General features: G+C 40.7%; 18 protein-coding genes. 15 read left to right on the top strand and 3 right to left on the bottom strand.

Translation table 11 applies throughout. The features are described from left to right. The first annotated feature begins 48 nt into the window (after nt 1-48). From EHQ52_RS10280 to EHQ52_RS10220, 13 genes are all read left to right on the top strand, one after another. Nucleotides 49-396: a DoxX family protein gene (locus EHQ52_RS10280; RefSeq protein WP_135615094.1), complete on the top strand. Its 348-nt coding sequence runs from the start codon at nt 49-51 to the stop codon at nt 394-396. Between the two features lie 158 nt (nt 397-554). Beyond that, nucleotides 555-1,409 (top strand): tetratricopeptide repeat protein, encoded by an 855-nt coding sequence (locus tag EHQ52_RS10275; RefSeq protein ID WP_135615093.1) that lies wholly within the window; start codon nt 555-557, stop codon nt 1,407-1,409. A 13-nt stretch (nt 1,410-1,422) separates the two neighbouring features. Continuing rightward, entirely contained in the window at nt 1,423-2,379 is a 957-nt protein-coding gene (locus EHQ52_RS10270; protein ID WP_135615092.1) for a DNA-processing protein DprA, read from the top strand. Nucleotides 2,380-2,404: 25 nt separating this feature from the next. Then, nucleotides 2,405-3,889 (top strand): HTTM domain-containing protein, encoded by a 1,485-nt coding sequence (locus EHQ52_RS10265; RefSeq protein ID WP_425269391.1) that lies wholly within the window; start codon nt 2,405-2,407, stop codon nt 3,887-3,889. Between the two features lie 395 nt (nt 3,890-4,284). Next, complete coding sequence (locus tag EHQ52_RS10260; RefSeq protein ID WP_135615090.1) at nt 4,285-11,748, top strand: beta strand repeat-containing protein; 7,464 nt, start codon at nt 4,285-4,287, stop codon at nt 11,746-11,748. After that, nucleotides 11,748-12,221 carry an LIC_10463 family lipoprotein gene (locus EHQ52_RS10255; protein WP_135615089.1) on the top strand — a complete coding sequence of 158 codons (474 nt, stop codon included), beginning with the start codon at nt 11,748-11,750 and terminating at the stop codon, nt 12,219-12,221. Before EHQ52_RS10260 ends, EHQ52_RS10255 begins: the two co-directional genes overlap by 1 nt. Continuing rightward, complete coding sequence (locus tag EHQ52_RS10250; RefSeq protein ID WP_135615088.1) at nt 12,208-12,582, top strand: Bor/Iss family lipoprotein; 375 nt, start codon at nt 12,208-12,210, stop codon at nt 12,580-12,582. The genes EHQ52_RS10255 and EHQ52_RS10250 overlap by 14 nt, the downstream gene beginning before the upstream one ends. After that, the gene (locus EHQ52_RS10245; RefSeq protein ID WP_135615087.1) at nt 12,567-12,920 is read left to right on the top strand and encodes an LIC_10461 domain-containing protein; all 354 of its coding nucleotides are present in this window, start codon (nt 12,567-12,569) and stop codon (nt 12,918-12,920) included. The genes EHQ52_RS10250 and EHQ52_RS10245 overlap by 16 nt, the downstream gene beginning before the upstream one ends. A gap of 511 nt (nt 12,921-13,431) precedes the next feature. Continuing rightward, the gene (locus tag EHQ52_RS10240) at nt 13,432-19,227 is read left to right on the top strand and encodes a beta strand repeat-containing protein (protein ID WP_135615086.1); all 5,796 of its coding nucleotides are present in this window, start codon (nt 13,432-13,434) and stop codon (nt 19,225-19,227) included. After that, nucleotides 19,224-19,709, top strand: coding sequence for an LIC_10463 family lipoprotein (locus EHQ52_RS10235; RefSeq protein WP_135615085.1), 486 nt, complete (start codon nt 19,224-19,226; stop codon nt 19,707-19,709). Before EHQ52_RS10240 ends, EHQ52_RS10235 begins: the two co-directional genes overlap by 4 nt. After that, on the top strand, nt 19,696-20,076 hold the full coding sequence (locus tag EHQ52_RS10230) for a Bor/Iss family lipoprotein (RefSeq protein ID WP_135615084.1): 381 nt from the start codon (nt 19,696-19,698) through the stop codon (nt 20,074-20,076). Before EHQ52_RS10235 ends, EHQ52_RS10230 begins: the two co-directional genes overlap by 14 nt. Beyond that, on the top strand, nt 20,064-20,378 hold the full coding sequence (locus tag EHQ52_RS10225) for an LIC_10461 domain-containing protein (RefSeq protein ID WP_135615083.1): 315 nt from the start codon (nt 20,064-20,066) through the stop codon (nt 20,376-20,378). Before EHQ52_RS10230 ends, EHQ52_RS10225 begins: the two co-directional genes overlap by 13 nt. Before the next feature lie 39 nt (nt 20,379-20,417). Continuing rightward, nucleotides 20,418-21,008 (top strand): DUF2179 domain-containing protein, encoded by a 591-nt coding sequence (locus EHQ52_RS10220; RefSeq protein WP_135615082.1) that lies wholly within the window; start codon nt 20,418-20,420, stop codon nt 21,006-21,008. 27 nt (nt 21,009-21,035) lie between these two features. Here EHQ52_RS10220 and EHQ52_RS10215 read toward each other — a convergent pair whose 3' ends face one another. Together EHQ52_RS10215 and EHQ52_RS10210 are read right to left on the bottom strand one after the other, a co-directional pair. Next, nucleotides 21,036-21,566: an SET domain-containing protein gene (locus tag EHQ52_RS10215; RefSeq protein WP_100709096.1), complete on the bottom strand. Its 531-nt coding sequence runs from the start codon at nt 21,564-21,566 to the stop codon at nt 21,036-21,038. 158 nt (nt 21,567-21,724) lie between these two features. Further along, on the bottom strand, nt 21,725-22,306 hold the full coding sequence (locus tag EHQ52_RS10210; protein WP_135615081.1) for a hypothetical protein: 582 nt from the start codon (nt 22,304-22,306) through the stop codon (nt 21,725-21,727). A 179-nt stretch (nt 22,307-22,485) separates the two neighbouring features. On the opposite strand from EHQ52_RS10210, the gene EHQ52_RS10205 reads away from it, so the two are divergent. Next, nucleotides 22,486-22,893 carry a GreA/GreB family elongation factor gene (locus EHQ52_RS10205; RefSeq protein ID WP_135615080.1) on the top strand — a complete coding sequence of 136 codons (408 nt, stop codon included), beginning with the start codon at nt 22,486-22,488 and terminating at the stop codon, nt 22,891-22,893. On the opposite strand, the gene EHQ52_RS10200 is transcribed toward EHQ52_RS10205, so the two are convergent. Continuing rightward, nucleotides 22,886-25,117: a SulP family inorganic anion transporter gene (locus EHQ52_RS10200; RefSeq protein WP_135615079.1), complete on the bottom strand. Its 2,232-nt coding sequence runs from the start codon at nt 25,115-25,117 to the stop codon at nt 22,886-22,888. The two genes, EHQ52_RS10205 and EHQ52_RS10200, sit on opposite strands and share 8 nt — an antisense overlap. A gap of 232 nt (nt 25,118-25,349) precedes the next feature. Between EHQ52_RS10200 and msrA the strand changes: the two genes are divergently transcribed. Further along, nucleotides 25,350-25,979, top strand: a complete 630-nt coding sequence (gene msrA, locus EHQ52_RS10195; protein WP_135615078.1) for a peptide-methionine (S)-S-oxide reductase MsrA — start codon at nt 25,350-25,352, stop codon at nt 25,977-25,979.

The following is a 25,979-nucleotide window of genomic DNA, read 5'->3' as shown; positions in this document are numbered from 1 at the left end:
GTCGCTTTGCGAAAGCAATTTTCGATCAAACTCGAGGAGAAAATTTTTATGCAAACAATCGGGAAATATGTGTATGCTGTCCCGTTCCTACTTTTTGGACTGAACCATTTTGTAGCCGGAAGCCAAATGGCAGGAATGGTTCCTGTTCCAGGCGGAGTTATTTGGATTTATGTAACTGGAGCCGCAATGGTTGCAGCTGCGGTCAGCATTTTTATAAATAAAAAAACCAAACTCGCTATGACCCTACTAGCTGTACTTTTAGGAATTTATATTGTTCTTCTACACTTGCCGGGAGCAATCAAAGGAGACATGTCCTCCACTATCAATACCTTGAAAGATCTGGGTCTTTTAGGTGGAGCTTTAGTTATCGCTGGAATTTCCAGAGACAACGCTTAATTAATAAAGGGAGAAGGATTTATGCCTTCTCCCCTTTCCCTTCTTAAATCTTTCTTTTTCCTTTCAAAAAAATTCCTATTTCAGGATTTTCCGTGGACCATCCGTACAGTTCTCGGACATGGTATTTCAAATACGATTTCTTCCCGAGGTGGAATCAAATGAGGATTATACTCCTTCTTCTTTTTGTATTTCTAATTTCCGATTGTAAGAACCTAAGTAAATTTTCAGGAAAGAATACAAAACCTCCAACTGTTGAGGATCTTGAATCTTGGAAACGCCGTTTAAACATGGACGAATCCGAGATCATTGAATTAGAGAAGAAGATCCGGGAAATGACTTCTAAGACCAGATCCGCAGGCGCCCTTAGCTGGAAGATCGCACAAGGATATATGAAGATCGGTGATTACGATCTAGCATCCAAATATTATAACAAAGCAATCCAAGAAGAAGGTTCCGGAAAAACAGAAGTGATCGGCGCCGATGTTCATTTTTTTGAATCTTCTCTTCCTTATTTTGATAAGGCGCAACTTTTGATGCCAGTGGACCAACAGCTTCTTTTTGAAACTGCGTTATCTTATGCAAATGCTTCTAAAGACAGAGGTTGGGAACCTAAAAGAAGACAGATCGCAATCGAGATCTTCCAATCACTTTCAAGGCAGGATACGAGAGATTCCAGATTTCCATACCAATTGGCTCTCATCTATTTTGATTCCTCCATGGCAGATTCTTCTTGGGAAGGGACCAATGCCGGCTTCCAAGACCAAGAGAAAGCATTTACTCTTCTGGATTCTATTTTAAAAAAAGAACCTCGCAATGTTCCTGTATTATTTGCTAAAGGGAATTTTTTGTATAGATTCGGAAAGGCACAAGAAGCAAAAGATATCTATCTACATTTAAAAAATACGATAGAAGGTCTTAAAAAAGACGGATTCATTAAAGAAGATCTAAACGAAAATGAATCTTATAAAAACGTAATTAATAATCTGAATAAAATGGAATCTCCTGAGAATTAATACATAATCCGGTATGGATTTTCTTTCTCTTTCTTCTCCAAGTTTATATAAAATCCTAAGCAGATCCAGATTTTTATCCCAGAGCCTCTCTAAATCAGAGGTTCTGGAAAAATTAAAAGAAATACTTCCAAGAGATATTAAAAAAAAAGCCGAGTCTGATTCTAAAAATTATTCTTCTTCCTTAAAAAAATTAGGAGTAGAGATCGTTTCTTATTTTGATCCGGAATATCCTCCTCTTTTAAAAGAAATTTATGATCCTCCGCCAAATTTATTCTGCTTTGGCAATATTGATCTCTTAAAACTTTCTTATCTGGCTGTAGTCGGTACACGAAAAATTTCTTCAATCACATTACATTATTCTAAACTAATTCCAAATTTTGCAAATTCTCTTGGATTAGATGGCATTATTTCCGGTTTAGCCTTAGGAGTGGATAAAGCAGCAATGTTGCAAGCATTGGACCAAGAAATTCCTGTGATAGGAGTGATGGGCACAGGCCCGGAAAAAGAATACCCTTACGAAAACAGGAATTTGTATAAAAGAATGAAATCTTCTGTCAATGGGTTAGTGATTACTGAATGTCCTCCAGGTTTTGAGGTCAGAAAATATGCATTCCCAAAAAGAAATAGGATCATTACCGGGATCTCTCCTTCTCTATTGGTCATGGAAGCTCCTTCTAAAAGTGGAGCATTATCTTCTGCATCCAATGCCATCTCTCAAGATAGAGATGTTTTTGTTTTTGATCATCCGCTGCAAACTCAGAACAAAGGTGGAAAACATTTACTCTCCGAAGGTGCAAATCCTGTTTCATTTGATAATTGTCAAAAAGAAGGAGAGAAAATTTTTCATTTGGAAGAAATTATTCCTTCTAATTTCGAAGAAGTTCCCGGAATGCTTGCTCAATTGGGAAAAAACAAATTGAATGGTAATTGGATCGATTTAGGAAACGGTTTTATTCGATCTATTCAATAAATAGAAAAAGGAATCAATCTTGTCTATTTGGAATCGGTACAAGTCCGAACTATTCGAACAATCTCCGGCTTGGTCCTTAGGATTTTTCAGATTTGGGTTCGGTATTATCCTATTTTTTATCTCAGCTCGTTATCTTCAGTATGGTTGGGTGCAAAAATATTTTTTAGAACCTAGTTTTCATTTTAAACATTTTGGATTCTCTTGGGTAGGAGTAATTCCAGGACCTTTTCTATATTTTGTTTTTATAATAATATGTATCGCCGCACTTTTTATTTCTCTTGGGATTTTATACAGGACTTCAATCTTAGTTTATTGGTTAGGATTTTTTTATTTTAATCTTATAGATGTTTCCACTTACTTAAATCATTATTATTTAGTCTTTCTTTTACTCATCCTTTTGTTTTGGATCCCTGCAGATCGTTGTTTTTCTTTATCCCATTTTTTAGAAGCCTACAGAAACGGAAGATGGAACATTCCTAAAATTCCAAATTGGTCTTTATGGATCTTACGATTCCAAATTGGGTGTGTGTATTTTTTTGGAGGTTTAGCAAAATTAGTTCCAGACTGGCTGTTCTCTGCGCAACCTCTTAGGATTTGGTTAGTTCGAAATACAGACTTCCCAGTGATCGGAGGATTTTTTTCTTATCCAATCGCAGGATATGTTTTCAGTTATGCAGGATTATTTTTCGATCTGCTCGTTCCATTCTGTCTATTGAAAAAAAATTTAAGACCTTGGGCTTATAGTTTTGTTCTACTCTTTCATATCCTTACTTGGAGACTTTTTCCGATCGGGATGTTCCCTTGGATCATGATCTTCTCCGCTTTATTATTTTTTCCACCAAACTGGCCAATTAAAGCCAGAGGATTTTTAAAAAGAAGAGGGATTTTTCCTTACGGAGAATTGAGAAACTTATTCAAAACGGTTTGGAATAAACTTCCAGTCACAGTCCGGTTTCTTTCTGCAAAATTTTTGCTAACACTTTTACGCGCTTTAGAAAAACCGAATATATGGGGAAGAAGAATAGAAACCAAACTAAGAGAATTTGCTTCTAATTTTTCTTCCAGGTTTGGGATTTGGGCGGCTTCCTTATATATTTTGATCCAGGTCTTATTTCCTCTCAGGCATTTTTTATATCCAGGGAATCATCTATGGACCGAACAAGGTTTCAGATTTGCCTGGCATATCATGCTCATCCAAAAGAATGGGATCGCAAGTTTCCAAGTCGTTAATTTGCGGTCCGGAGAGATCCAATATGTATTACCTGAGTCTTATTTGAACGAAGTCCAAAAAACCATGATGAGCACCCAGCCAGATCTGATCTTACAGTTCGCCCATTTCTTAGGGGATAGAGAAAAGAAAAGGACCGGTGACGATACTGCCGTTTATGCAGAAGTAAGAGTTTCTCTAAATGGCAAAAAAAGCCTTCCATTCATTGATCCAAATCGGGATCTAATGAAGGTGAAGGATGATTTTTTTCACAAAGACTGGATCCTTCCAGACTTTAAATAATATTCTTTTTCTAATATTCTGAATCCTTTATTTAGGTATTTATGATCTCTTCTAATGAGACATAATACTGACCAAATTTAGCGTATAACCTTCCAATTCGGCATCTTTCTTTTTCAAACGAACGTCTGTTTTATTTCATACATGTTATAAATAAATTTTTTCCGGCAAATGACCCTGAAAATACTTTTTATTGTTGCAGATCTGACACACATACGTTATACACCCTTCTCTACATAGATATTTGTGCTTATACGATCGAATTGGATGAAATCTTAAAGGATTAGATTTTTTGAATTTAGAATGCTCTACGGAATATTACATAATTCTGATTTGTTAGATCACTTTAATCAACCAAGGTCCGAGTTTACGAGATTTTTAAGTTAGGTCGCGGGTTCATGGGAATTTTGATTAAAAGATATATTCTCCGGGCAGTCATATCTTTAGCACTTTTATTTTCTTTTGGAGCCTGTTCTGCTTGGCCAGTGCTTATTGGCGCGGCTGGTTTGGCTGCTCGTAAAAAGAGTTCCGGCTTTTTGTTCTTCCCTAATCTTTCTTCGCCTAGTGGGCCCGCCGTTTTAGATCGGATCGAAATTTCTGCCCCTACTAATAGTTTCGCAAAAGCTACTAGCATCCAATTAAAAGCAACAGCTATCTATTCCAATAATACGACCGTGGATATTACCAACGATGCGAGTTGGTCCACAATGGATTCTTCCATTATCCAAATGACCGCTTTGATTACCGGACAGGCAAAAGGAGTGAACGATGGAACAACTGATGTTTCTATAGATTATTTGGGCAAAACGGATCAAATTGTTTTAACCGTAACTACTTCTCCGTTAACCGGTATTACTATCGTATGCGATAATTCTCATACTAGTCTTCCCCAAGGAACAACTAGGCAATGTAAATTGATGGGAAATTTTGCGGACGGCACACATCAAGACCTTACAAATGATCCGGATGTTTTATGGGACTCCGACGACAGTTCCATCGCATCGGTCGACAGCAATGGTTTAGTGTACGGTGCTTCTGTAGGAGATACGGATATCAATGCAGCTTTTGAATCCTTCACCACGGATATTTCAATTTCTGTAAGCAACGCGACTTTAGTCTCTATTTCAGTCACTCCTAGCAATAGTTCTTACGCTTTAGGAAGTACTCAACAATACTCTGCAGTCGGAACTTACAGCGACAATACAACTCACGATATTACTACTCAGGTAGCTTGGTCTTCTTCCGATACGTCAGTTGCAATTATAGACAATAGTACAAATAAAGGTCTTTTAGATACGGAGTCCGTTGGAACTACAACAATTACCGCTAGCTTGGGAGCGACCAGCGCGAATACACAAGCGACAGTAACTTCCGCAGTTCTTACCAAGATCATCATCACTCCGGCGAATCCTAAGGTAGCGAATGGTGATTACCTGAACATGACTGCCACCGGGATTTTTTCGGATGGAACTTCTTCTGATATTTCCGCACAAACAACTTGGTCCAGCCAAGATACAGCTATAGCGACAGTGTCTAACGGAGCAGGCCTACAAGGTAGAGTCACCGGTAAAAATGTAGGCACTACGAATATTACTGCGGCAATCGGAGGAGTCAGCCAATCAATTTCTTTCGAAGTAACTGCTGCGACATTAACTTCTATCCAAGTGGTTCCGGATCAATTTTCGATCCATAAAGGAACAGTCACTTACCTTTTAGCAACAGGGATTTATTCAGATGGATCTTCTAGAAACATAAGTGACCAGGTTTCTTGGTCCATCTCTGATCCTAATATATTACAATCAGGTAATTTGAATTCAATTCCGAAACAAAAAGTACAATCTCCCGATAATGGAAACACTGGAACCACAACAATAACAGCCACCTTGGGAGCGGTTAATGGAACTGTAGATATCACAGTTACCTCCGCTAGCTTGATGTCCATACAGGTAAATCCAACAAACCCTACAGTTGCAAAAGGATTGATGCAGGCATTCGCAGCAGTTGGTACATTCTCCGATAATTCTACCCAAGATCTTACGACTTCTGTTACTTGGAATTCTTTCGATACGAATATCGCAACGATCAGTAATGCGACCGGAACAAACGGACAGGCAACGACCATAAATACAGGTAGTACGAATATCAGTGCAACCTTAAGCGGTATAGTTTCTCCTGATAGTACATTAACAGTTACGAATGCTGTATTGGATTCGATTACGATCACACCGGGAAATCCAAGTGTTCCAAAAGGGACTTCCTTAAGTTTAACTGCGACAGGAATTTATACGGATGGGACAAGTTCAAATATTACCACTCAGGTTACTTGGAGTAGTTCAAGTCCTTCTATAGCTAGTGTAGATAATACAGTTGGACAAGAAGGTAAGGCATCAGGTGTAAATACCGGAACCACAAATGTGTCTGCACTTCTCGCTGGAAAAACAGCGACTGTTTCCTTTAAGGTAACCTCTGCAACTCTTGTATCTATGCAAGTAATCCCGGATAATACATCCATTCCGAAAGGAACATTTACTTATGTGGAAGCCAAGGGTATTTATTCGGATGGCACATCTCAGAATATCAGTGATCAAGTAATTTGGAATAGTTCTGATTCGAGTATTTTGCAAATCGGAACCTTGAATACAGATCCAAAAATGAAACTGATCTCCCAGAATTCTGGAAATATCGGGACGTCTACAATTACCGCTTCTATTAATGGAACAAATGCTACTGCAAATGTAGAAGTGACTAACGCGATCCTCTTATCTATCCAGGTTAATCCGACCAATCCGAGCGTCGCATTAGGCATAGGACAAAACTTTACCGCCGTAGGAACTTATACAGATGATACTACTAAGGACCTAACCACTCAGGTCACTTGGAGTTCTTCTAATACGAGCGTAGCGACGATAAGCAATAGTTCGGGAACAATTGGAAATGCAACCAGTCTTTCATTAGGAAATACGAATATTATTGCAACCCTCGGGGTTACCGATTCACCAGCGAGTGTATTGACTGTTAGCAATGCTGCTCTGCAATCGATCACGATCACTCCCGGTAATCCAAGCACTCCTAAGGGTAGAACATTAAATCTTGTTGCTACAGGTATCTTTACTGATGGTTCTTCTCAAGACATCACTACTCAGGTTACCTGGGAAAGTAATTCTAATTCGATAGTAAGTATTGAAAATTGGCAGGGATCGGAAGGTAGAGCAACCGGTGTGAATACTGGAAACACTACTGTATCTGCTACACTGGGATCTGTTACCGGAACTTCTCCCTTCAAAGTTACGAATGCAATTCTTTCTTCTATCCAAGTGACTTCGGATGAAAATCCACTTCATCAAGGAACATCCACTTTTGTTTTAGCAACTGGTGTATATTCTGATGGAAGCACTTTAAATATAAGTGATCAGGTGACTTGGAACACTTCCGATCCTACTGTAATCCAACTCGGAACAGTAAATTCAATACCTAAAAAGAATATTATGGCAACCGGGGGAAGCCTAGGCACTTCTACAGTAAGTGCAACATTGGGAGCAGTAACAGGCTCTTCTGATATTACTGTTATTGCTGCTGCGTTAGTTTCCATCCAAGTGACACCTACAAATCCTAGCGTTGCTTCTGGACTTACTCAAAGTTTTATGGCGACTGGAACTTATACAGATGGAACAACTCAAGATCTCACTGCACAAGTAGTTTGGAGCTCTTCCAATACGAGCGTTGCAACTATTAGCAACTCTGCAGGGACCAAGGGTCTTGCATCTACATTCTCCACCGGGACTTCTAACATAACAGCAACTTATAGTGGTGGGCCTAGTGCATCCACTACCTTCACTGTGACTGCAGCAATTTTAGAAACGATTACGATCACTCCTTCTCTTCCTTCTGTTCCTAAAGGAAGAAGTTTGGATCTGATCGCCACCGGAACATATTCAGATGGAAGTTGGATGGATCTTACTACTCAAGTCACTTGGGCTAGCAATAATACATCTGTAACAACGGTCGATAATGTGATGGGTAAACAAGGAAAGGCTACAGGCATAAACGTGGGGCAAACAAATGTCACCGCGACCTTAGGAGCAATTTCCGGAGTAGCAACATTCAAGGTCACTAATGCAGTCTTAACTTCGATAGAAGTTTTCTTAAATCAATCTACAATAGCGCTCGGAACTTCTACAAAAGCGCAAGCAATCGGAACTTATTCCGACGACACTACATTAAATATTAGTGATCAAGTCTCTTGGAACAGTTCCCAAGCAACTGTCATTCAAGTAGGCAACTTAGTTGCAGGTCCTTCTAAAATAATGAATTCTCCATCAGGAGGAAGCCAAGGATCTTCCATAATCTCTGCAACTCTTGGATCAGAAACTGGATCCTCAACCCTAACTGTGACCGCAGCAACTCTAGTATCTATCCAAATAGATCCTACAAATCCGAATGTGGCATTGGGACTTCCTCAAAACTTTAGTGCTACAGGAACTTATACTGATGGATCTACATTAAATCTTACAAATTTAGTCACTTGGACTTCTTCAGATATAAGTAAGGCTACGATCAGCAATGCAAATGGTTCTCAAGGAAAGGCGACTACTGTTGCGACAGGAACTACAAATATTACTGCTTCTTATAGTGGAGTAACATCTCCTTCGAGCACGTTAACTATCACTTCTCCTACATTGTCTTCTATTACGATTGCTCCGGCTCCTAGTCTCAGTATTGCAAAAGGTAGAACACAAAACTTTACCGCTACAGGAATTTATACTGATGGAACTACTCAAGACCTAACAATACAGGCTACTTGGACTAGCACTGATACGAGTAAGGTAACTGTAGGAAATTCTGGTGGAAGCAGCGGGCTTATTACTGGTGTGAATATAGGAAGCGCTCAGATAATTGCGACTTACGGCGGCATCCAAAGTATTCCTACGGATGTAACTGTCACATCTGCCGTTCTGAATTCTATTCAGATTGCACCTGTGAATTATAGTCTTCCAAAAGGAAACACAGTAAATTATACAGCGAACGGAACTTATTCTGATGGAACTACATTAGATTTAACTGCTCAAGTGACCTGGGCATCATCTAATACTAGTAAAGCTGTGATCAGTAATGCTTCTGGCAATAATGGTCTATTAACTGCTGTGAATAATGGATCGAGTACTATCTCTGCAACATTGGGATCTGTTACTGGTTCTTCAAGTCTTACAGTTACTGCAGCACAACTTGTTTCAATCTCTGTATCTCCTACAACTCCTACGATCTATCAGACACAAACACAAAACTTTACTGCTACTGGAACTTATACAGATGCGAGCACTCAAAATATCACTACATCAGTAGTATGGAGTTCTTCTGATACAAGTAAGGCTACGATCAGTAATTCTTCCGGAACAGAAGGTAAAGCAACTGGTGTAGCTGCGGGAACAAGCACTATCACAGCGACTAGCGGAATATTAAGTGGAAACACTGTTCTTACTGTAGAAGCTGTAGACTTAATTCCTCCTACAGTCACGAACGTTGTATCACTTACGCCTACTACCATCCAAGTCACTTATTCAGAATCTGTAGCGAGTGGTCCTGCAACAACTGCTGCAAATTATAAAATTGTTTCCACATCTGCATTGGCAGGAAGTTGTTCGGATAATTCTAATTTCACAGCAAGTAGTTCCGCACTTACTGTTTCTTCTGTATCGGGCAATGGAGCGGTATATATTCTAACTTTAGGATCTTCTCAAACAAGCGGGGCTGGATATACATTGGTTGCGAATAAATCTGCAATCGTAGATCTATCTCCGGTTTCGAATGCGTTAACTTGTCCAAACTATGCAGATTTTTTAGGACAAGAACAACTCAAAGTCACTTCGGCAACTTGCTCAACTGTGACTTCCGTGATTGTAAGCTTCTCCAAACCTATCAAATCCGGAAACAATACCACAGGTTCGGCAGAATGCAGTACGACTACAGAATGTGGAAAACGTTATTCGTTCATCGGAACAAATAGTTTGGGAACAGTAAACTCCGCCAAGATACTCGATGGTATTGTTTGCGGCGGTGCTCCTGCGAATTCTTCCAAGGTTTGCGTAACCCATAACTTGATACAAACTGGAGCACAGTATACAGCTATAACTGCGAATAATGCAGACAATGACGGATTCGATAATACATCTTGGGGATCAATCAGAGATTCTGGTTCTACAGAGAATGTCCAATCTTCTCCTCGAGACAGAGCTTCGTTTATAGGTTGTGGAACTTCTCCTGTAAACTTCTCAGACGGCCCAATATCTATTGATCCAAACGGTTCTACTTTCGGGTATCTAATAGACTTTAATGGAAAGATCTATAATGGTCCAAATAACGCAGGAAGTGGAGCATTACGTTTCGGTTATGATGGAAATATTCCTGAAAACGTTCAGTTCAGTTTTACCAAGGACACTACTGCACAGAATAGTGATGCAACTAATGTCAGTTCCAACACTGCAACCACAAGGGAAACTTCGATAGCGGTTCCTCCTTACGTGACTTTAGGACATACTTCCTGTACTACAAACAATGCAACTTTAGCAAGTGGTTGTGGACCAGATAACGAGAATAGTAGAGGTATATTTGTTACAGGTCTATTAGGCACAACTCCATATGTATTTATTGGCGGAGCCAGAACTACTCCTGACGGATCTGGAAACTATCTGTTCGACTATCTGTATTATTCTGCAGATACTTCTACGAACTTGAACTACAAATACATCGATATGTCTACAATCACAGGAACAGTAACAGCTGCTGCTTCTTCTATGGTAGTGCAGAATAATAGGATCTATCCTGGATTTGCAAAAGCAAGTAACCAGGGAGGACCTATCGTCGGAGGGCTGTTAGGTGGTTTGAATGCACCTGATCTTGGATTTATCACATTCAATAGTTCCGATTCTGGCACTACAGGCAACTGTACTCCAGGTTCTAATTGTGATGCTTATGATGGAAGTAATGGAAGAAGGTTCCTGATCAATCATATGCCTTACTTCGGAGGACCAACTTCAGGCGGATTAATTAATAATAACTCTTCTCCTAACTGGGCTTATTATATAGGCGTAGATTCTATGTTCGTATTCAATAATAGGATCTATGCTGCTAACGGCGGACTACATGCTGTAGATCATAATGGTTCTATCATCAGGACCAATACTTTGAATCCAACAACTGCATGTAGTGCTCCAAATACTTGTGCAGACTGGGTAGAAGTAGGACCTAGAGCTAATCAAAAATGGTATAATAGTCCTACGAATAACTACTTCTCCCTGGAATTATCAAAACTGTATGACTTAACTCCTGGAGATAAGGCATTCTCTCAATTCGCTGAGTTTAACGGAAAACTTTATGTAACTCGGACCATCTGTATCCAAGGAACTCAAGCAACTACAATAAGAACAGCCGCAGGAACAGTCACGGGTTGTACGAATGGTAGTGATACGAATAGAAGAGCACAACTTTGGAAATGTGATCCTACTCTGACAGGAGGCTCTGGAGATTGTGATGCAGGAGATTGGACAGTTGTTGGTGATGATAACTCTGGCATAACAAACTTCGGAGATTCTACAAACAGAACAATGTCTATGATCGTGAAGAATGGAACTTATCTATATGTAGGTTTTGATCATCCAAGCGGCATTCGTATCTACAGAACAAACACTGCGGATCCTGGATCAGCATCTAATGTTTGGACCCAAGTAAGTGGTGCAGGATTAACTGATTCAAGTAATGTGCAGCAGATATTCTCTGCGATCTCGGTCCCATCAGGAAGTATTAACTATCTGTATGTAAGTGTTGGTAAAAATAACGTTCCAGTAAGAGTGTATAGGCAGCAAAACTAATGAAGAAGTATCTAATTTTTCTCATATACTTTCTGATCCTCCTAACATCCTGCACCAATATAGGAAGATCGGAACCCTTAAGATTCGAAAGAGTCCAGAAGGATGGCTCTTCTGTTTTTCAAGCACAAGTTGACAGCACTTTAGTCTCGGGAAGTTGGGAATACAAGTTTAGGCTCAAACAAGTGGATCGAGTCAATTTAGTATTGGATATTCACTCTGCAAAAGAAGGACTTTCTATCAAACTAGTACGAGACCGTTTTCTATTTCCAAAAATTTATCACTGCCCTCGTTCTTATGAAAAGAAAAAGTTTTGTAAATTAGAGATCTCTAATCCAGAAGAAGGTGAATATTCTCTGGTATTGGATCTAACCGGAAAAGAAAACTCTGGTCCAGTAGCTTATAGGATTTTTGGGGCAATTCACGGACCTGGATTTGCTTCTGTCGCTTGGGAGGAAGAAATTGTACGCCGTTAAAACATATATTATTATTTTATTAACCTTCTGTTTCTCCATCGGCTGTAGGCATGCATGGGTGAGTTATCCTCAAAAGGTTCCAGAACCTTGTAGATTGTACCAAGGCTCTAAAGAATGCAAATTAGCTTTGGAAGAAAGAGCAAATCATACCGGTCAAACTGGGCCGATCCATTCTGTAAATCAGAGCTATTATTTATTCGGACTCTACCCTTCTGAAATAGTAGTAAATTTGGAAAAATACTGCCCGAGCGGGCCCAAATCAGCCCACCAATTCCAGTCGTTTTCGGATGCTTTTTGGGAACAAATCACACTTCTTATCTATTCCCCTAGGACTCTGGAGATAGAATGTTATCCTGTATAAGAAAAATATGTTTCTCTTTCTACCTGATATTATTCGGGATCTATTGCCATTCTACCGTTTTGATGCATAAATCAGATGTATTGCCCCTAACCCAACAGGAAAAGCCACCCCTTCCTGAAAAAAACCTGAAACAAAGTAGTACGTTATTCGGCACTTACTTCCTTTCTAACAGAGAAGAAGCCATTTGTAAGAATAATATTCCTGCGGAAGTGAAATTAGTCACCACCACCGGAGATTCTTTGATACATTTTTTTATTGGCCCATTCTACAATACCAAGACTGTAATCGTTTATTGCAGGCCTTTGCGCATCCTAGACGGAAATAATTTCGGCCAATAGAGACATAATAAACTGATATTGACGATTTTCTTACGTTAGTCGAAATCAGTTCTAATCTCGAATTTGTTCTACATTACAGAACGAAGAAGCGAGATTTGTATCTGTGTAAAATTTGAGTCAAAGAATTTAGTAAATTAACTTGGAAAAGATATAGATATGCTTCATCTTACATCTCCAAATGTAATCGTACATTTACTTACTTATTTTTAATTTATATTTTAGAGTCTCTAGTCGAATTTTTTAATTTTTGAGAGTAAACGTTCTTAGAAGCAAATAGCAGTATCTAGCTCCTGATAAAAATCTCACCACTTAAGTGATGTTTTTGTAATATAAAACAGGTTCTGCAATTGGCCGAACTCCGACGCCCGATCTTTGGGACGAAGTAAGTATTTACTTACAAAACTAATCCATATTATTTATTTTTTCTTGAAATAGTCGTTAGATATGTATCGTCCGATAGAATTAGGTCGATAGTAGAATCTACAGCGACAGTCGAATTAAAGAGATATATATGAGCTCCGGAATCAACCCCACCAAAAAATTCTACGCCGCGTTGGCGTGTTCCTTCCTTCTTTTCCAAGGATGTGTTGCCTGGCCTTTACTAACGGGAGCTGTTGGGCTCGCGGCAGGAAAAAAAGGGGGCGGAATGATGTTCCTTCCGGGCGGAGGAACTCCTACATTAAGCAGAGTAGAGATCTCTTCTCCAAATTCAAGTTTCGCAAAAACAACCAGCATGTCTTTGGTGGCGACTGCTGCGTATTCTAACGGAACTCATAAAGATATTACTGCGGATGCTGTATGGAGCACCAGCGATACTAATATTATTTCTATGGCTGCGGGTGGGCAGGCAACAGGAACAGGAGTGGGAGCTGCGAATATCGGCATCACTTACGAAAACAAAACTGCACAAATTGCTCTTTCAGTAACATCGGCTCCTTTAAGCACAATTTCCATTTCCTGTGTAAACCAAACGGACAATTTACCTAAAGGGATCACAAGACAATGTACTCTAACAGGTAACTTTGCAGATGGTTCAAACCAAGATCTAACAAACGATCCAAATACTACATGGGGAACTGGAAGTTCAGCTATTGCTTCTATAGATTCTGCAGGACTTGTGACTGCAGTAAATGCTGGAACTACTTCTATCCAAGCTTCTTATAATTCATTCAATGCCACTAATTTATCCTTAACTGTTAGTTCTGCTGCTTTGGTTTCTATCGCAGTAACTCCTACTAACAAGTCTCTAGCATTAGGAAAAAATCAGCAGTACACTGCTACAGGAACTTATTCAGACAATTCTAATCAAGATATTACAAACTCCGTAACATGGAATTCTTCCGACACTGCAGTGGCTACTATCAGCAATACTTCAGGATCTAAGGGGTTTTTATCCACTGAAGATATGGGGACTTCTACCATTACTGCTACTCTGAGTTCAATCGGAGGAAACACTGATGTCACAGTTACTGCTGCTGTATTAGAAAGTATTTCTATCACTCCTTCTAGCCCAAGCACTCCTAAGGGAAGAACATTAAACTTGGTTGCTACAGGTATTTTCTCAGATGGTCATAATGAAACTATTACCGACCAAGTAACTTGGTCCAGCGATAATAATTCTATTGCAACCGTGGATAACGGTACTGGATTTGAAGGTAGAGCCTCAGGGATCGCTGTAGGAACAGTAGATATCACTGCGGAAATAGGAGGGATAGAAGAAACCATATCCTTCTCTGTAACTGCTGCTGTATTAGAGTCCATTCAATTAACTGCGGACGATTCCTCTATCGCAAAAGGAACAAGCACCACCATCTTAGCAACAGGAGTTTACTCAGACGGAACTTCTCAAAATATCACTGGTTCTGTTTCTTGGAGCAGCTCTTCTACTTCTATTCTTCAATTGGGAACATTAACTGCTACTCCTAAAAAATTAGTGAACTCTCCGAACAGCGGATCACTCGGAACTTCTACCATCACTGCAATATCCGGAAGTATCAGTGGCACTGTTGATGTTACTGTTACTGCGGCAAAATTAGTTTCTATTGCGGTAACTCCTACAAATCCAAGTGTTGCAAAAGGTTTAACCAAAGACTTTATAGCAACTGGAACTTATACAGATAGTTCTACTCAGAACTTGACTACCTCAGTTACTTGGGCTTCTTCCGATACAAGTAAGGCTACTATTAGCAATGCTGCTGGAACAGAAGGTAAGGCGACGGCTGTTGCAGTTGGAACTACAAACATCACTGCAACTTTAGGAACAATTACTTCTCCTTCTACCACACTTACTGTGACCGCAGCGGTTTTACAATCGATCACCATCACTCCTTCTAATCCAAGTGTTGCAAAAGGAAGATCCGAAAACTTAAGTGCAACTGGAACTTATTCTGATAATTCCACTCAGGATCTGACAACCTTAGTTACATGGTCAAGCTCCAGCAATTCCACAGTGGGCGTAAGTAACGCAAACGGAACCAAAGGAAAAGCCACAGGTGTGGCTGTGGGAACTGCAACAATCACTGCCACTTCAGGCTCTGTATCTAACTCGATCACATTTACAGTGACTTCTGCGGTGCTTGATTCAATTGAGGTAAGCTTCACGGATTCTTCTATCGCTAAGGGAACTTCTACTCTAGCAGAAGCTACAGGAACTTATTCTGATGGAAGCACTCAAGATATCACTGACCAAGTGGTTTGGGATAGTTCTCAAACTTCTATCATCCAATTGGGAGTATTGACTGCTGCGCCTAAAAAGACATTAACATCTCCTAATAGTGGTTCTTTGGGAACATCCATTATCACTGCTACCTTAGGGACTGTTAGCGGAAGCGCGAACGTCACTGTAACTGCTGCGACTTTAGTTTCTATTCAAGTAGATCCTACAAATCCAAGTGTTGCAAAAGGTCTTACTCAGAACTTTACTGCGACTGGAACTTATACAGATGCAAGCACTCAGGATTTAACTACTTCAGTTACCTGGACTTCTTCCAGTACAAGCAAGGCTACTATCAGCAATGCTGCAGGAAGTAAGGGTCTTGCGACTACTCTTGCAACTGGAACCACAAATATCACTGCAAAGTTGGGATCAGTAACTTCTCCTGCAAGTGTATTGACTGTGACTGCAGCAGCACTTACAAGTATTACGATCGCTCCTTCTTCTACTTTAAGTATCGCGAAGGGACGTACTCAAAACTTCACTGCGACTGGACATTATACTGATAGTTCTACTTCAGATCTAACAACTCAGGTAACTTGGAGTTCATTCGATCAGACTAAGGCAACTGTTAGCAATACTTCTGGAACAAACGGTAAATTGACTGCTCTTCAAGAAGGAAGCACTCAAATCTCTGCAAGTTATAACTCAATAACTAGCACCGATACTGCGGTTACTGTAACTGCTGCGGTCCTGGATAGTATCTCCATTACTCCAACCAACTCCAGTTTGGCAAAAGGATATACTACCCCATTCACCGCAAACGGTGTATATTCTGATGCGACTACATTGGATATCACAGCTCAAGTGACCTGGGCTTCTTCCAATACTTCTTCCTCTACGATCAGTAATTCGAGTGGAAATGAAGGTGTGGCAACTGCGGTTGCGGTTGGAACAAGCAGCATCTCTGCGACCTTAGGTTCAGTATCTTCTTCTACTAACTTTACTGTAACAGCTGCGGTTCTGGTTTCAATTGCGGTATCTCCTACAAATAGTAACGTGTACACAACTCAGACCAAGGACTTCACAGCTACCGGAACTTATTCAGATGCAAGTACTCAGAACTTGACAACAAGTGTTACCTGGGCTTCTTCTGATACAAGCAAGGCCACTATCAGCAATGCTGCTGGAACAAATGGTAGAGCAACAGGTGTTGCTGCTGGAACTATTACCATCTCTGCGACAAGTGGTTCAGTGAGCGGAAACACTCAGTTGACTGTGGTATTCTTGGATACTACTCCTCCGACTGTATCTAACGTGGTTTCTTTAAGCCCGACTACTGTAAGGGTAACATTCTCCGAATCTGTGAATACAACTCAGGCGACCACTGCTGCTAATTATAAATTGGCTCTGACATCTGCAGTAAGCGGTTCTTGTTCGGATAATAGTAACTTCTCTTCTACTTCTAATATCTCTGTTTCTTCGGTAAGCGGAAGTGGAGCAATCTATACTCTCACCTTGGCTTCTTCTCAAACTTCCGGAACCAACTACACTATACTTGTGAATAAGAGTGGGATCCAAGATCTTTCCGGAGTTCCAAACAATTTAGGTTGTGCGAACTATGGAGACTTCGTAGGACAAGAGCAGTTAAAAGTAAGTTCTGCTTCTTGCGCAAGCACTGGCACTGTGATCATCAACTTCTCCAAACCGATCAAATCCGGTAATAACGTAAGCGGCTCCGCAGAATGTAGCAGCGTTGCAGAATGTGGAAACCGTTACGCATTCGTGGGAACCACAGATCTAGGAACAGTTAGTTCTGCTAAAATTCTGGATGGTGTGGTTTGCGGCGGAGCAACTGCAGATTCCGCAAAAGTTTGTGTGACCCATAGTTTATTACAAACCGGCGCTCAATATACCATCATGGCAGCGAATAACGTAAACGGAGACGGATTCGATAATACTTCTTGGGGATCCATCCGTGATTCAGGAGATTCTGAAAATATCCAATCCTCTCCAAGGGATAGAGCTTCCTTCTTGGGCTGTGGAACTTCTCCTGTAAACTTTGGAGACGGGCCTATTTCAATTGACCCGAACGGTTCTACTTTCGGATACCTTGCTGACTTTAATAGCAAGATCTATACAGGACCAAACAACGCAGGTAATGGAGCATTACGTTTCGCTTATGATGGATCTAACCCTGAATCAGTTCAATTCTCCTTCGTAAAAGATACTACAGGTCAGAACTCTGATGCTACTAATGTTAGTTCCAACTCCGCGACCACTCGAGAGAATAGTATTGCAGTTCCACCTTACGTGACCTTAGGACACTCAGGTTGTACACAAAATGATGCAACTCTTGCAAATGGTTGTGGTCCCGATAATGAAAGTGGACGGGGAATTTTCACAACAGGTTCTTTGGTTAGTAATCCATATATCTTCATCGCGGCAGCAAGAACTGTTCCGAGTGGATCGAACTATAATTTCGATTATATCTACTATTCGAACGACACTTCTACCAACCTGAACTATAAATATATCGATATGGGTTCCATTACCGGAACTGTAACTGCAGGAACTTCTTCTATCACAGTTCTGAATGATAGAGTATTCCCTGGATTTGCAAAACCAAGTAATGATGGAACTGGAACAGGCGGCGGATTGAATGCTCCTGACTTCGGATTTATTTCATTCAATACTTCAGACACTGGATCCGGCACAACAGGCTTCTGTACTGCGGGCTCCAACTGTGATGCTTACGACGGTAGCAATGGTAGAAGGATACGTATCGATTATATGTCTTACTTCGGTGGACCTTCCGCTGGTGGAAACGGCGTCGTAAATGCAAGTCCAAACTGGGGATATTATATCGGAGTAGATTCTTCCATCGCATTCAAGAATAGGATCTATGCTGCAAACGGTGGTCTGCATGCTGTTGGGCATAACGGATCAATCATTCGTTCTACTTCTTCGAATCCTACTACTGCATGTTCTTCGAAAGACACTTGTACGAATTGGACAGAGATAGGACCAAGAACCAATACTAAATGGCATAACAGTACCACGAACAACTGGTTCTCTTTGGAACTTGCGAAATTCTATGACCTGATCCCAGCGGATAGAGCATTCGCTCAGTTTGCAGAATTTAACGATAAACTGTATGTGACCAGAACCATCTGCGTCCAAGCAACTCAAGCAACTGGAATCCGCACCGCGGCAGGAACAGTGACTGGATGTACCGATGGAACAGATACAAACCGTAGAGCTCAGCTTTGGAAATGTAGTCCTGCTACAACCGGAAACTCGAGCGAATGTGATGCAGGAGATTGGACTGTAGTGGGAGACGATGGAACTGGTATCACCAATTTCGGAGATTCCACAAATAGAACCATTACCATGGTAGCTAAGAACGGAACATATCTCTATGTGGGATTCGATAATCCAGCTGGTATCCGGATCTATCGCACCAATACTGCGGATCCTGGATCTGCATCGAGTTCATGGACCCAGATTGCGGGTAACGGACTTACAGATTCTGGCAACGTTCAGCAGATTTTCTCCGCTGTTTCCGTAAACACTGGCAATGTTTATTATCTCTATGTGAGTGTTGGAAAAAACAATACTCCTGTGAGAGTATACAGACAGCAGAACTTATGAAAAAGAACTTAAGCCTCTGTTTCCTATTCAGCTTATTCTCTCTGGTCCTTCTCTATAATTGTAGAGAAGACCAGAGATATGAGCCATTACGTTTCGAAAAAGTTACCAAAGCAGAAGCCTCTGCTTTCCAAGCCCAAGTTGACGGAACAATCCTAGAAGGTTCTTGGGAATATAGATTTAGGATCAAACAGGCAGATAGAGTTACTCTTATTATAGAAGTTCTAACAGACAAACCCGACTTGGGAGTGTCTTTATTACGAAAAGGGATCTTATTCGATTCTAAGATCAAATGTGGAGACAAGATCAATCAGCTTTCTCCTTGCAAACTTGAGATCAACAATCCTGAAAAAGGAGATTATTCCTTGGTATTAAACCATCTATCTTCCGATCCGTCGGAAGTTCTTTCTTACAGAATATTCGCCGCAGTGCATGGCCCTGGTTATGCTTCGGTAATTTGGGAGGAAGAAGTTGCGCGCAGATAAAATTTTAACCATACTCGCCATCTCATTCTTAAGTTTAGGATTCGGAGAATCTTGCAGACATGCAATGGTACGTTATCCTCAAAGTCCTCCGGAAGCATGTAGGATCTATCCTACTTCCAAAGAATGTAAACGTGCTTTAGATCTAAGATCAGCTCAAGCGGAACAAGGGGGAGAAGTTCATAAGGTCCAACATACCTATTACTTCTTCGGACTTTATCCTGGAAATCTTGTATTGGACACTTCTAAGTACTGCGCAGATGGACCGAAATCGGTTCATCAATACACAAGTTTTTGGAATGGATTTTGGGAACAGATAACTCTCGCAATTTATTCCCCTCAAACAGTGGAGATAGAATGTTACAAGTAGTCAGAATTCTAATCTTAGTTTTGGTTCTAGGTTTTTTCGCGAACTGCCATACAACCACTGTGGTCCATAAAGGTGGAGATACTCCTTATGCATTGGCAAAGGAAACTCCAGGCCCCGATAAAAAAGCAAAACAAGGAAGTACAGTTTTCGGGATCTATCCCACTGGAGCTCCCATGGAAGCAAGCTGTGATAGAAACCATCCTGAAGTGATCATGAAAACTAGCTTTGTAGACCTAGTCATTCATGCGCTGATCGGCCCCTTCTATACTACCAAAACCGTAGAAGTTTACTGCAAACCGTAAATTGCTGGCCAAGCGCCAAGTATCCTCCAGAATAATCGAATGCCTAACTGGGCCTTCGATTATCTAGTTTTACCCCTCGGAATTTATTTAGCCAGAATGACGGACGTAAGCATAGGCACAGTCCGTATCATTCTAATCTCCAGAGAAAGAAAGATCCTGGCAGCAATGCTTGGTTTTGTAGAAGTACTTCTCTGGTTAATCGTAATCACTCAGATCATGAGAAACCTAAGCAATGTATTCTGCTATATAGCATACGCAGGCGGATTTGCTACAGGCACTTTTCTAGGAATGGTGGTAGAAGAAAAACTCGCTTTAGGACATTCACTCATCCGTATCATCGTTCCTGAAAAAGGAGAAGAGATCGTCCAGAACCTGGCACAAGCAGGCTACCGCACCACTACACTAGAAGCACAAGGAGCCAGAGGACCCGTTAAAGTCATTCTATCCTTATTAAGAAGAAAGGATATACCCATTGTGCTTGGAATACTAAAGAATACTGCGCCTGGTGCCTTTTATACGATTGAGAATGCCCGTAAGACAAGCGACCCGGAACTGTGGAAGACTTCCGGACAGGAAGGAGAAAGTTTTGCCCGCATCCTATGGAGAAGGCAATCCAGGATCAGGAAATGATCCTGGATCTATAAAGAAGAAGCCCCTTTAAGCAGGGACTTTTACTAGGATCTTCTTAATTTCCTTATGCATGAAGGTCGGAAAGTTAAGATTGTACTGAGGCAGTAAAACTTTCCAATCGTCTTTGCGGATGTATTTGCGGCAGTTAGGAGACCCGCAAGCGCATTCAAAAGTCTGGTCGAAGTTCACTACGAAGTTACCGTAGTCAATATTCAGCTCTTCTCCAACTTCTATATCCCTTTTGGCTATAATATTGTCCATTTGATCGTACCACATGTTCGGATCGCAGGAATGGTTCATAAAGTTGGAATGATTGATAACAAATTCAGGTCCGGAAGGTCCAGTGACTAGGCCGAAGTCTACGTCATAGCCGTATTTCATGAAGATTTCCTTCTCCTCTTCCGGAAGTTCATCGGCTTCCGAGACGGAGAGTACTTTCCATCCGAATTCCTCATCTTCGATCCATTCGCTATAGCTGAACAATAAAGTTCCCTTAGCGATTGGTTGAGAGGCGAAGATTCCGTTTTCCCCGAACTTGTTCGTGCGTCTTTCGATCATGCAAGATCAACCTGCTCTTCCCCATTAGGGGCAAAATTTTTATCAGTCAAGACCGAGATCGAAAAAACTTCAATTAAAAATATGAAATACCCCCTAGCTTGGCCCCTAAAAAAGAAAGACCGGTCCAGTCGGGTCTTATTCATAATTGGAAAAAAATTTCAAGCGCCTCGATCAGGAAGAAGATCAGAGATGAGTTCGTAGGTCCAGTCCTCGTACGGATCCTCATCCTTCTTCTCACTCTTGAGAGACCTCCAGTCCTTTCCCTTTCTTTCCATGACTAAAGAAGAAATTTTGAATAGAGAAGTACGGCCGCTTGCCTCTTCGAGTCTAGAACTGTCCCTTCCTATTTCTAGAAAACAAGTCAGAGGAAAAATCCTGCTCCAATTTTCCCCCAAACCTAGGATGGCCTCTTCTAAATCTTCCGACTTAGAGCCGAGACCAAGTCTTGTGACATCCACAAAGATAGGAAGTTCTCTTCCCGCATGACCGAGAGTACCGGACCTGATCTCTTTGCAGAAGTGAACTGCTTGGGAAAAATTTTCTGCGAAGCCCAACACTGCTGAAGAGCGATGATCAGAAATTCTGGAGATCATTCTTCCGAAACTGAGCCCATCTTCTAGACCTAAACTTCCTTTAGGGAGGATGAGTATAGGGCGAACGTCTTTACGAACCAAACGAAACAGGTATTTAACTAAAGCGAAGGATTTATTTCTAGTTGGCTGGAACAAAGTCAGGAACATGTCTTCTTCTTATGTCGAACGAAACTTATCTTTCGTTTAGTATAATTTAGAAGAAAGATGAAATTCTATGTCGCATAAACGAATGCAATTTTCGTAAAATTCAAGAAAAGGAAAAACGCTTGAGTACATTATGCGGATATGTAAGTTTCGGATTTGTTTTCTAAGGGAGGTACTGCGTTATGAGTGGTAAAAGATTTCTTTCAAAGAATGATCATCAAAGGATTCTTTCCACCCTTGAGGTTTCCGCCCAAGCAGCAGTAGTTCAACCAAGTATCTTAGAAATTATACGTAAGACGCTATCTAAGGCTAAAAAGATAGATCAAAACCAAGTTCCCCAAGATCTGATCACTATGAATTCTAAATTCGTGCTCAAAGATCTGGGCAACGCAGAAGCATTTCAATTCACCTTAGTATATCCTGATGATTATGCTGAAAACGCTCCTGCTAACGGTAAACTTTCCTTATTCTCCGCTCATGGTTCTGCAGTATTAGGCGCCAGGGTGGGAGAAGTTGTCCGTTGGGAGATCAACGGAATGGACAAATACCTAAGAGTCCAAGAACTACTCTACCAACCGGCTGCTATTTAGGATAACCGTATAATCCTCCAAGTTCCTTGGAGAGAATGTCCTTATAATCTACTTCGCTGATCTGTCCGTTTCGGATATCGTAAACCCAACCGTGTATCTCCGGAAATCCATACTTCGCCAAAGCATTCTGTATCATTCCGGTCTTATATAAGTTCACGACTTGTTCTGCAACATTCAGATGGATCAGTCTTTCTTCTCTTTTGTCTTCGGGAAGAGCATCTAATTCTTCTCTATGTTTTAGATACACATCCTTAATATGAGTGATCCAATTGTCGATAAGACCTGTGGCCTTTCCTTGTAGAGCAGCTCGAACTCCCCCACAACCAATATGGCCGCAAACAATGATATGTTTTACGTTTAATGCATCGATCGCATATTGAACCACACTAAACAGAGACATATCGTCCACAGAGACCACATTAGCAATATTTCTGGTTACGAAAATTTCCCCGGGATTTGTTTTAGTGATCACGTTCACAGGAACTCTGGAGTCGCTACATCCAATGAATAATGTTTGGGGTGCTTGGCCCTCTGCATGGCGAGAGAAAAACTCAGGATCTTCTGCAGTTCTTTCTTCCACCCATTCTTGGTTATTCTTCAGTAATTTTTGATAAGATTCGCTCATTTCTTTTTTCAAGGATTCGATATCATTTTCCATATTCGGTATCCCTCCTAGGATCACCGTAATCCCTTTACGGTGGGCATTTTTTCTAAATTCGTGGATCAACTCTCGAATATCCTGATCCATATGAAGTGTTCTAGTTCCGTCTATCTCCAAGGTGATCCCAGAAGGTTGGCTTTCTAAAACCGCCTTGATCTTTGCCTTATGGAAGAAGCCTAAGTTTTCCCCTAAAATGATCCTTCTAAACTTACCATGTCGATCTTCTCTGTAGATCGCAGTCCTATGATCTTCGTATAAAACAAAAACCAAAGACACCAAGATACCGCAGAATGTCCCGATCAGAACATTGGAGAAGAATGTAACTATCACAGTAGCCAAGAATGGAAGGAACTGAGAATATCCTTTTTGGAACATCAGTTTGAACATCGCAGGTTTTGCGAGTTTGAGACCTGTAAAAGTCAAGATCGCAGCAAGAGACGCCAAAGGAATGGTATTCATAAATTTAGGAAAAAGTAATACAGTGATCCCGATCCATGCCCCGTGAAAGATCGCGGAAAATTTGGTCTTCGCACCAGAAGAAACGTTTACTGAACCTCTTACCACCACACTTGTGATCGGTATCCCACCCGCAAGTCCGCAGGCCATATTCCCCAAACCTTGTGCGATCAATTCCTGAGACATTGGAGTTTTGCGATTCTCTTCGTCCAGTTTATCCACTACTTCTACAGAGAGTAAAGATTCCAAAGAAGAAGCAAACGCGATCGTCAATGCCAATGTCCATACAGGGCCCTGGTCCCAATAGGAGAAGTTAGGAAAATCCAAATGAGCAAATAGTTCGGAAGGATTTTTAAAAATCGGAAGAGTAACTAAGTGGTCCTGAGTTAAAGCCCCTCCAGGAAGAAGATGACCTAAAAGTAAATTCGAACCAGTTCCGAGTATGATCGCCACTAAAGACGCTGGAACATATTTGAATTTTTTAGCAAAGTATCTATCCCAAATCCAGAAGGATAAAAGGGAAATGATCCCGATCACTAAAACATTACTTTGTAAATTCCGGAACGCGTGCACAAGCAACATTAGAGAGTTTGTCTCTTTTGCTTCATGAGGATCATGATAGGATTCGTTCACGTCTTCTTTGGTGATATCGAACTCTTCTACCCCGAATTCCTCGACGTCGTAACCGATTAAGTGAGGCAATTGTTTAACAACTAAAAGTAGGCCTATCGCGACGGACATTCCGACTACTGTTGCAGAAGGAAGATAAGCGGATAATGCACCAGTTCTCAAGATCCCAAGAAAAGTTTGGATCATTCCCGCAATTAAAAGTGCGAGAAGAAAAGCTTCGAAGTTCCCCAGATCTTTGATACCTGAAAGAACAATCGCAGTCAAACTTGCAGTGGGCCCTGAAACACTTAAGGCAGATTTACTAAAGGTTCCTACTACGATCCCACCTATAAAACCGGAGATAATCCCAGAAAATAAGGGTGCACCGGACGCATGAGCAATCCCCAAACAAAGTGGAATAGCTACTAAAAATACTGCGATACTTGAGGAAAGATCGTAAGGAAGATTGGAAAGAAATTGTTTTGATTTTAAATTCATCGATACTCGGCACGGGCGGGCATATTCTATATAAAGAATAAAAACCCAGAATTGGAAACGGTTTGATAAGTCCGTAACTTTTTCCGACGTCAGTCGAAAGTATCCATAACTACTGAAATTGATCCAGCTTGTGCTTACCAGGATTTTTTGTAAAAAATCAAAATACGAACAAGTGATCAGTAAGAATAGTTAGATTAAAAATTCATAAAAAAATGGAACCACGAGGAACCGTATGATAGAAAATTTGTTCAAACTTATAAGATTAGAATCCATACTTATAATATTCATAATATTTGGTTTTTCGAATATACTTCACTCCAAAGAAAATCCCAAAACAGAAACAGCCATTTTTGCAGGTGGATGTTTTTGGTGTATGGAAGGACCTTTCGAAAAACTACCTGGTGTCATATCCGTAATCTCAGGATATACAGGTGGAAAGGAGATAAACCCCACATACGAAGACGTAGGTTACGGGAGAACTGGACACAGAGAATCAGTATTGATCACATACGATCCCAAAAAGATAGATTATGCAAAACTTTTGGACACATATTGGAGGCAAATAGATCCAACAGATTCAGGAGGGCAATTCGCAGATAGAGGTAATCAGTATAGAGCAGCTATCTATTTTAAGAATGAGGCTCAGAGAAAATTAGCCCAAGAGTTTAAGGATAAAATAGGAGCTTCTAAAAAATTCTCCTCTCCGATTGCTGTGGAGATATTGCAAGCATCAGAATTTTATCCCGCAGAAGAATATCATCAGGATTATTATAAAAAGAACCCTACGCATTATAAACAATACAGAAAGGGTTCTGGAAGAGAGGATTACGTGAAAGAAGTCTGGGGAGCTAAACCAGACTAA

The organism is Leptospira koniambonensis (assembly GCF_004769555.1).
Taxonomy (GTDB): Bacteria; Spirochaetota; Leptospiria; order Leptospirales; family Leptospiraceae; genus Leptospira_B; species Leptospira_B koniambonensis.
The sequence above is the reverse complement of the archived record's forward strand: the minus strand, read 5'-3'. Positions and strand labels throughout refer to the sequence as shown.

Bases quoted from the DNA above. Each gene is read 5' to 3' on its own strand.
- EHQ52_RS10270 (WP_135615092.1), top strand. From the start codon at position 1,423: ATGGATTTTCTTTCTCTTTCTTCTCCAAGTTTATATAAAATCCTAAGC.
- EHQ52_RS10235 (WP_135615085.1), top strand. From the start codon at position 19,224: ATGAAAAAGAACTTAAGCCTCTGTTTCCTATTCAGCTTATTCTCTCTG.
- EHQ52_RS10280 (WP_135615094.1), top strand. From the start codon at position 49: ATGCAAACAATCGGGAAATATGTGTATGCTGTCCCGTTCCTACTTTTT.
- EHQ52_RS10275 (WP_135615093.1), top strand. From the start codon at position 555: ATGAGGATTATACTCCTTCTTCTTTTTGTATTTCTAATTTCCGATTGT.
- EHQ52_RS10240 (WP_135615086.1), top strand. From the start codon at position 13,432: ATGAGCTCCGGAATCAACCCCACCAAAAAATTCTACGCCGCGTTGGCG.
- EHQ52_RS10215 (WP_100709096.1), bottom strand. From the start codon at position 21,566: ATGATCGAAAGACGCACGAACAAGTTCGGGGAAAACGGAATCTTCGCC.
- msrA (WP_135615078.1), top strand. From the start codon at position 25,350: ATGATAGAAAATTTGTTCAAACTTATAAGATTAGAATCCATACTTATA.
- EHQ52_RS10205 (WP_135615080.1), top strand. From the start codon at position 22,486: ATGAGTGGTAAAAGATTTCTTTCAAAGAATGATCATCAAAGGATTCTT.
- EHQ52_RS10255 (WP_135615089.1), top strand. From the start codon at position 11,748: ATGAAGAAGTATCTAATTTTTCTCATATACTTTCTGATCCTCCTAACA.
- EHQ52_RS10245 (WP_135615087.1), top strand. From the start codon at position 12,567: ATGTTATCCTGTATAAGAAAAATATGTTTCTCTTTCTACCTGATATTA.
- EHQ52_RS10260 (WP_135615090.1), top strand. From the start codon at position 4,285: ATGGGAATTTTGATTAAAAGATATATTCTCCGGGCAGTCATATCTTTA.
- EHQ52_RS10220 (WP_135615082.1), top strand. From the start codon at position 20,418: ATGCCTAACTGGGCCTTCGATTATCTAGTTTTACCCCTCGGAATTTAT.
- EHQ52_RS10200 (WP_135615079.1), bottom strand. From the start codon at position 25,117: ATGAATTTAAAATCAAAACAATTTCTTTCCAATCTTCCTTACGATCTT.
- EHQ52_RS10225 (WP_135615083.1), top strand. From the start codon at position 20,064: ATGTTACAAGTAGTCAGAATTCTAATCTTAGTTTTGGTTCTAGGTTTT.
- EHQ52_RS10210 (WP_135615081.1), bottom strand. From the start codon at position 22,306: ATGTTCCTGACTTTGTTCCAGCCAACTAGAAATAAATCCTTCGCTTTA.